We start from the raw sequence: 7082 nt of genomic DNA on the forward strand, positions 1-7082 counted from the left end.
TTGGCCCCACCAGTCCCGCCGCCGCCGCCGGCTCCTCCGTTGCCCCATAGTCCGGCCGATCCGCCAGGACCGCCAGCTTGTCCAGGGGCTCCAGCTGCACCGTTCCCACCATTGCCGATCAGGAGTCCACCGTCGCCACCGGCACCGCCCGGGGTGGTGGCGTTGGCGCCGTTGCCGATCAGCGGGCGCCCCAACAATGCCTGGGTGGGCGCATTGATCACGCCCAGCAGCGCTTGCTCGGCGTTGGTCAGCTCGGTCCACACATACGAGCCAGTCGCAGCGCTCAACGTCTGGACGAATTGCTGATGAAATGCCGCCGCTTGAGCGCTCACAACCTGGTATTCGAGCGCGTTTCCGCCGAACAACGCGGCAATCCGGGTCGAGACCTCGTCGGCGCCCGCAGCTAACAGCCCCGTCGTGGAAGCCGCGGCTGCCGCATTGGCGGCTTCAATCGATGACCCGATGTGGGCGATGTCCCCGGCAGCGGCCGCAACAAGTTCGGGCGAGAGGAAAACGTAGGACATTTCGCTGCTCCAACCTGCGTAGGGACGGGCGGCGCAATCACCGCCCCACGCCGGGATTGCTGGCGTGGATTTTATTGACTCCGGCGCAGATAGTGTTCGTTTCCGGGATATCAGGTGCGTTTCTCGTGGCAGCTACCCGTCTAGCTGCGAGAGTGGGGTCGTCTAAAGTCGAGACGCGATGACGATCGATGTATGGATGCAGCATCCGACGCAACGGTTCCTTGGCAACGACGCGTTTTCTTCGTTGCGGCGCTGGACCGGCGGGTCGATCCCGGATGCCGAAATCCCCCTCCAGATGACCGTGGCCTCGATGGACGCGGCGGAGGTCAACGTCGGCCTGCTAAGCGCCTGGTGCGGTCCGGGTGGTCAGGACCTGATCGCCAACGAAGAGGTGGCCGAGTGGGTTCGCTTGTACCCGGAGCGGTTCGCCGGTCTGGCCTCCGTGGACCTTGATCGACCCATGCAAGCCGTGCGTGAGCTGCGTCGCAGAGTCAGCGACGGGTTCGTTGGGTTGCGAGTGGTGCCCTGGTTGTGGAGCGCGCCGCCCACCGACCGCCGTTACTACCCACTATTTGCTGAATGCGTGGAGTCAGCGGTGCCGTTTTGCACGCAGGTTGGGCATACCGGCCCGCTGCGGCCCTCAGAAACCGGGCGACCGATTCCCTACATCGACGAGGTTGCCCTCGACTTTCCCGAGCTTGTTATCGTGTGCGGGCACGTCGGGTACCCGTGGACCGAGGAGATGGTGGCGGTAGCCCGCAAGCACGAGAATGTCTACATCGACACTTCCGCCTACACGATCAAGCGGCTGCCCCCAGAGCTCATCAGTTTTATGAGAACAAGTACCGGACAACGCAAAGTCCTGTTCGGAACCAACTATCCGATGATCGGCCATGAGCATGCCCTCGCGGGACTGGATGAACTAGGCCTCAGCGAGGAGGCTCGCCGTGACTTTCTGCACGGCAATGCCCAGCGCGTCTTCAGGCTGGAGGACAATAGATGATTGGTGCCCAGGCCCTGATCACCACGTTGGTCGACGGGGGCGTCGATGTGTGCTTCGCCAACCCGGGCACCTCGGAGATGCATTTCGTGGCCGCGTTGGACACGGTGGCGCAGATGCGTGGTGTGCTCACTTTGTTCGAAGGTGTCGCTACCGGCGCGGCCGACGGCTATGCCCGTATCGCAGACCGGCCGGCGGCGGTGCTGCTGCACCTAGGACCGGGCCTGGGCAACGGGTTGGCAAACCTGCACAATGCGCGCCGCGCCCTGGTGCCGATGGTGTTGGTGGTCGGCGACCACGCCACCTATCACAAGAAGTACGACGCCCCATTGGAATCCGATATCGACGCGTTGGCCGGCACGGTATCGGGCTGGGTGCGCCGCACGCAGGCCGCCGCTGACGTCGGCGCCGATACCGCCGCCGCCATCGCTGCAACCCGGTCGGGGCCGCAGATTTCGACGCTGATCCTGCCTGCGGATGTTTCTTGGTCTGATGGCGCCCAGCCGGGGGCGGTGCCGGACCCGACGGAGCAGCCCGATATTGACGTGGGGTCGGTGGCCAAGGTACTGCGCTCGGGGGAACCCGCCATGATGCTGGTCGGTGGAGACGCCACCCGCGGGCCGGGATTGGCCGCAGCCGCCCGAATCGCTCAAGCGACCGGGGCGCGCTGGCTGTGTGAGACGTTCCCGACCCGGCTGGAGCGCGGCGCCGGCGTCCCCGCCGTCGAGCGGCTTGCCTACTTCGCAGAGGCCGCCGCCGCGCAGCTGGACGGGGCCAAGCATCTGGTGCTGGCCGGGGCCAAGTCACCGGTGACTTTCTTCGCTTACCCGGGCATGCCCAGCGACCTGGTACCGGCCGGATGTGCGGTGCACGTGCTCGCCGCACCCAGGGGAGCAGCCGACGCGTTGGTCGCGCTGGCCGACGAGTTGGCGCCCGGGACCAGCGCGCCAGTGGCGCCGGCCGCGCGTCCGCAGCTGCCGACGGGTGCACTGACCTCAGCGTCAGCGGCTGACGTGATCGGCGCGCTGATGCCCGAACGGGCGATCGTCGTCGACGAATCCAACACCTCGGGTGTGCTGCTGCCGCAAGCCACCGCCGGAGCGCCGGCCCATGACTGGTTGACCCTGACCGGGGGTGCGATTGGCTATGGCATCCCGGCGGCGGTGGGCGCGGCGTTCGCCGCTCCGGGTCGTCCGGTGCTGTGCCTGCAATCCGACGGGTCGGCGATGTACACGATCTCGGGGTTGTGGACCCAAGCCCGGGAGAACTTGAACGTCACTACGGTCATCTACAACAACGGCGCTTACGACATCCTGCGGATCGAGCTGCAACGCGTCGGCGCGGGGTCCGCACCCGGACCCAAGGCGCTGAACCTGCTCGACATATCGCCGCCCCGAATGAATTTTGTCCAGATGGCCGAGGGCATGGGTGTTGCCGCCCGCCGGGTTACCACCTGTGAAGAGTTCGCCGACGCCCTGCGCGCCGCTTTGGCCGAACCCGGGCCGCATTTGATCGACGCGGTCGTGCCCTCACTGCTGAGCTAGGCGCTCGCCACCCGCCGGCCGGGGCCGGCGACTACTGTTCAGCGGGCAACCTCGACGCCGCCGCCGACTACACCGCTACCCACGGCACCGAGTTCCGTATCGCCACTGGACGTCACCGCCGAGGCGACCCCCCACCGGTCGCCCCGCGTGGGCGTATCCTCAACGATGCCACCAAAAAACAGCGCATGGTTCGCAAGCTCACGACCACCAAGGGCCACACCATTTATGCACGCCGCAAGGCGATCGTCGAACCCGTTTTCGGTCAAATGCACACCCTGCAAAACGCCAAACAGCTGTTGCTTCGCGGGCTCGATCAGGCCCGCGGCGAATGGCTACTACTGGCAACCTGCCACAAAAACCTGCGCAAACTGCACGGCCACGTCGGCGCCACCGGACTGGCAGCCCTGGCGATCAGCTGACCCACCGTCGTTTCCCGGGGGCTTGACACACGAGTCTGCATCGAGGGCATCCAGGGCATCCAGCCCGCGCCCAGCGCGGACCGCGATCTCGTCGCCCTTACCGCAGAATGAAACCCTGACCCAGTTCCGACAGCACCCGACCCGCCTGAACCGTTACTGACCAGCGCTCCTAGGACCTGCGTCGTGCGAGCTGCAGCGGCAGAATTAGCGGCGCCGATTGTTGATCCGCGGTCGGTTGTATTCCCAGCGACTGCTGCGACGAACTCCGGTGAAACCGACAGGAACGACATGGCAACTCCAACCGTTTGGCGACAGCTCGCGAATAATTGACGTTGACGGCAGATCCTGTTGCGCACTGGTCACGACGGCCTCGTTTTGAAGATGTTTGTTGACGACGAGCTACGGCGTGCCCCAAGTTGCGGTTCACCTCACGTCGCCGCGTGCGCTGCCCCCGACGACCGCGCGGCTGTTAGCCAACGCCGTCGTGTCCCCCGTGTTGGCTCAGGTGGGGGAGCTGGCTAACGAGCCATTCTGTCATCTGGTTCAGACCATGCACACCGGTCTCGAAGTCCGACGCTTCAGCCGCTAACGCCACACCCACATGTCCAGACTTGGTCGGTACCACTCCGAACTGGCGGACCAGGTAGCCACCGCTGCTGCCGGGTCCCCAGCCGCCTTTGGCCGCAATACCTTTGGCGGCAAGACCCCACCGCTGGCCGTCGCTGAGGTGGCGCATGAAGTCGATGACGGTAGCCGCCTGACGAAGACCAGGCAGGTACGCCGCGAAGTGCGCCTGCCTGTCCAGCGACCATAGGGTCTGGCCAAATGGGGTGAAACCGGGCCGAAGCCGCCGGGATTCCACCAGTGTGCAGTCGTCGCCGGTTTCTTTGATGACGGCTTGTACCTGCCGCGCTGCGTCGGCGGGGCCGCCCAGTTGCGACCACAGCGACTCCGCGGCGGGATTGTCTGATTCGGTAATCGTCTTGGTCACCATTTCGCTGGTGGTTGGTCGAGCGTTGCGAAGCGCAGCGATAGCCAACGGCACCTTGATCGTGGACCAGGCGACGCCGGTCGACCACTGGCCCACCGCAGATACCTCGGCTCGATCCGTTGCGGCGATCGCGATTCCAATGGTTGCCGATAAGGCGCCGGAAAGTTCGTCGAAACCCTCTGCAAGAGCGCGAAATACGGTCATGGGGTTATCGTGTCGTGCCTTAACCGCGTTGGGTGTGCAGCCTGGGCGGGCGACGCCGGGCGTGTCGCCGCCCGCAGCGCACGGTCGATGCCATCACCGCACACTCGAAACAGGACCATGGCCTCAAGCCACGCCGCCTGCGCCGGCAGCGCCGCTAGCGCCGCCGGTGCCACCTGCGCCGCCCGCCCCGCCCGATATTCCGCTGCCCGTACTGCCGGTGTCGCCGTCTTCGCTGATGCCGCCGCTGCCGCCGGTGCCGCCCGCCTTGCCGTTGCCGGAAGCCCCGCCGCTGCCGCCGGTTCCGCCCACTCCGCTGGCACCGCCGGTGCCGCCGGTGCCGCCGCCGCCAGCGACCACGCCGGTACCACCGTTTCCACCCCCGCCGCCGGTGCCGCCGTTGCCCCCGGCACCGCCGGCCCCACCGGCGCCTCCATTTCCGGAGGTGCCGCCGCCGAAGCCGATGCCGCCGTTGCCGCCCAGTCCGCCATTTCCGCCGGCGGCGCCGACCGAGCCCGTTGCCCCGTTGCCGCCATCCCCACCGTTGCCACTGGAGCCGATGCCGCTGTTGATGCCGCCATTGCCCCCAGTGCCGCCGTTTCCGCCGCCGGCTCCGGCGCCGCCGGTTCCGCCGGCACCCCCGGCACCGCCGGTCCCGCCGCTACCGCCGTTGAACGCGCCGTTGCCGGCACGGCCGCCCGCACCTCCTGCACCGCCTCGGCCGGCGTTGACAGTGCCGTCATTGCCGTGGCCGCCGTTGCCGCCGTTGCCGGCAGTGCCGGTGGCTGCGGCGGCGATGTCGCCGCCGTGGCCGCCGCTGCCGCCGGCGGAGCCGTTGCCGCCGGTGCCGAACGTCGTCGCGTTGGTGGCGTTGCCGCCGTTGCCGCCGTCGCCGGCGGTGCTGCCGGCGGAACCGACAGTGACAGTGCCGCCCTTGCCGCCGTTGCCGCCGCCCCCAAATGCCCCGCCGTTCCCGCCGGCTCCACCGTTTCCGGCGTTGGCCACTCCGCCCGTGGCCGACGCGTTTCCGCCAACGCCGCCATTGCCCCCGGGCCCGCCGGAAATGCTGCCGACGGCACCCATGCCCCCTTTTCCACCGGTGGCGTTTCCGCTGCCGTTGGTTCCGGCGCCCCCGTTACCGCCGTTGCCGCCCTGCTGGACCTGAGTAAACGGTGGGGAACCGACCTGGGGGCTACCCGCGGTGCCGTCGCCGCCGTTGCCACCGGTGGTACCAGGGCCGCCGTCAATGCCCGCTGTGGCTTGCGGCACCGTGGTCGGGATTGCCTGGTTGACGGCGTCGGCGCCGTTGCCGCCGGCCCCGCCGGCCCCGCCGTGGCCGCCGTTGCCGCCGATGCCTTGAGCCCCGGCCTTTCCGCCGGTGCTGGCACCTGGAGCCCCGCCGGAGCCAGGGGCGCCGCCGTCGCTCCCGGCGCCGCCGCTGCCGCCATTCCCGCCAGAGGGCGTGGGCAAGCTGTTGAACGGAACGGTCTGAGTGCCGTCGGCGCCGTTGGCGCCGCTGCCGCCATGGGCGCCGGCGCCGCCATTGCCGCCTTTGCCGCCATTGCCGCCGCTGAGGCCGGCACCTCCGGTACCACCCTGGCCGCCGGCCCCGGCGGTGCCGGCGTTGCCGCCGTTGCCGCCATTGCCCGCAGGTCCGCCCTGGTCGATGCCGACGCCAGCTCCACCTGCGGCGCCGCTGCCGCCATTCCCGGCGGCGCCGGCATTGCCGCCATTGCCGCCGACACCACCGTTACCAGCCGGAGCGCCGGTGTTGCCGTCGCCGCCCACACCGCCGGCACCGCCGTTGCCGGCGTTGCCGCCGTTGCCGGCGTTGCCGCCGAATCCGGGGCGCGCAATCGTGGTGCCCTGGACGCCGGTGCCGCCGTCGCCGCCCTTACCGCCGCTACCCCCGCTGCCGGCGTTGCCTCCAACACCGCCCTGGCCGCCAGCACCGGCGGCTCCGCCGCCGCCGCCCTGGCCGCCGGTGCCGGCTTGGCCCCCGGCGCCGCCGTTGCCGCCGTGCGGGGTAGCGCCGACCCCGAGACCAGGGGTCACCGCGGTGCCGCCCAACCCACCGGCGCCGCCGCTGCCGGCCGTGCCGCCGGTGCCGCCCTTGCCACCGGAGCCGCCCACACCTCCGGCGTTGCCGCCGTTACCACCGGCGCCGCCGTTGGCGCCAGTGCCTCCCGCCCCGCCAGTTCCGCCGGCGGGGGCGCCAGACGTGCCGAACTGGCCGCTGCCACCGGCTCCGCCGCTGCCGCCGATTCCACCGGTGCCTCCGTTGCCGCCGTTGCCGCCGCTGCCGCCGTTAGCACCGGCGGCTCCGCCGCTGCCGCCGCTGCCGCCGGCTCCACCTGCGGTGCCGTCACCGCCGGTGGCACCTGTGAAGGCGGGGCCGGCGGC

General features: G+C 69.5%; 7 protein-coding genes and 1 pseudogene. 3 read left to right on the top strand and 5 right to left on the bottom strand.

The window, feature by feature from the left end:
* A partial coding sequence (locus tag F0Q45_RS23085) for a PE family protein (RefSeq protein WP_149656121.1) occupies positions 1-524 on the bottom strand: 524 nt, incomplete at its 3' end.
* A 178-nt stretch (positions 525-702) separates the two neighbouring features.
* On the opposite strand from F0Q45_RS23085, the gene F0Q45_RS23090 reads away from it, so the two are divergent.
* Positions 703-1527 (top strand): amidohydrolase family protein, encoded by an 825-nt coding sequence (locus F0Q45_RS23090; RefSeq protein ID WP_149656122.1) that lies wholly within the window; start codon positions 703-705, stop codon positions 1525-1527.
* Positions 1524-3068: an acetolactate synthase large subunit gene (locus F0Q45_RS23095; protein ID WP_149656123.1), complete on the top strand. Its 1545-nt coding sequence runs from the start codon at positions 1524-1526 to the stop codon at positions 3066-3068. Before F0Q45_RS23090 ends, F0Q45_RS23095 begins: the two co-directional genes overlap by 4 nt.
* A gap of 38 nt (positions 3069-3106) precedes the next feature.
* Here the strand turns inward: F0Q45_RS23095 and F0Q45_RS30330 are convergent, their stop codons facing one another.
* Positions 3107-3334 (bottom strand): hypothetical protein, encoded by a 228-nt coding sequence (locus tag F0Q45_RS30330; RefSeq protein WP_373425069.1) that lies wholly within the window; start codon positions 3332-3334, stop codon positions 3107-3109.
* On the opposite strand from F0Q45_RS30330, the gene F0Q45_RS23100 reads away from it, so the two are divergent.
* Complete coding sequence (locus tag F0Q45_RS23100; protein WP_373425070.1) at positions 3224-3487, top strand: transposase; 264 nt, start codon at positions 3224-3226, stop codon at positions 3485-3487. The genes F0Q45_RS30330 and F0Q45_RS23100 overlap by 111 nt on opposite strands.
* Here the strand turns inward: F0Q45_RS23100 and F0Q45_RS23105 are convergent.
* The 3 genes and pseudogenes from F0Q45_RS23105 to F0Q45_RS23115 form a co-directional block, all read right to left on the bottom strand.
* Positions 3382-3777, bottom strand: coding sequence for a PE domain-containing protein (locus tag F0Q45_RS23105; protein ID WP_149656125.1), 396 nt, complete (start codon positions 3775-3777; stop codon positions 3382-3384). The two genes, F0Q45_RS23100 and F0Q45_RS23105, sit on opposite strands and share 106 nt — an antisense overlap.
* Positions 3778-3956: 179 nt before the next feature.
* The gene (locus F0Q45_RS23110) at positions 3957-4682 is read right to left on the bottom strand and encodes a serine hydrolase (RefSeq protein ID WP_149656126.1); all 726 of its coding nucleotides are present in this window, start codon (positions 4680-4682) and stop codon (positions 3957-3959) included.
* 123 nt (positions 4683-4805) lie between these two features.
* Positions 4806-7082: pseudogene (locus F0Q45_RS23115) on the bottom strand (PE family protein); the annotation flags it as partial.

The sequence above is a fragment of the Mycobacterium simiae genome, from assembly GCF_008370645.1.
Taxonomy (GTDB): domain Bacteria; phylum Actinomycetota; class Actinomycetes; order Mycobacteriales; family Mycobacteriaceae; genus Mycobacterium; species Mycobacterium simiae_A.

Excerpts from the sequence above, each read along its gene's own strand:
- F0Q45_RS23090 (WP_149656122.1), top strand. The coding sequence starts at position 703 with ATGACGATCGATGTATGGATGCAGCATCCGACGCAACGGTTCCTTGGC.
- F0Q45_RS23095 (WP_149656123.1), top strand. The coding sequence starts at position 1,524 with ATGATTGGTGCCCAGGCCCTGATCACCACGTTGGTCGACGGGGGCGTC.
- F0Q45_RS23105 (WP_149656125.1), bottom strand. The coding sequence starts at position 3,777 with ATGTCGTTCCTGTCGGTTTCACCGGAGTTCGTCGCAGCAGTCGCTGGG.
- F0Q45_RS23110 (WP_149656126.1), bottom strand. The coding sequence starts at position 4,682 with ATGACCGTATTTCGCGCTCTTGCAGAGGGTTTCGACGAACTTTCCGGC.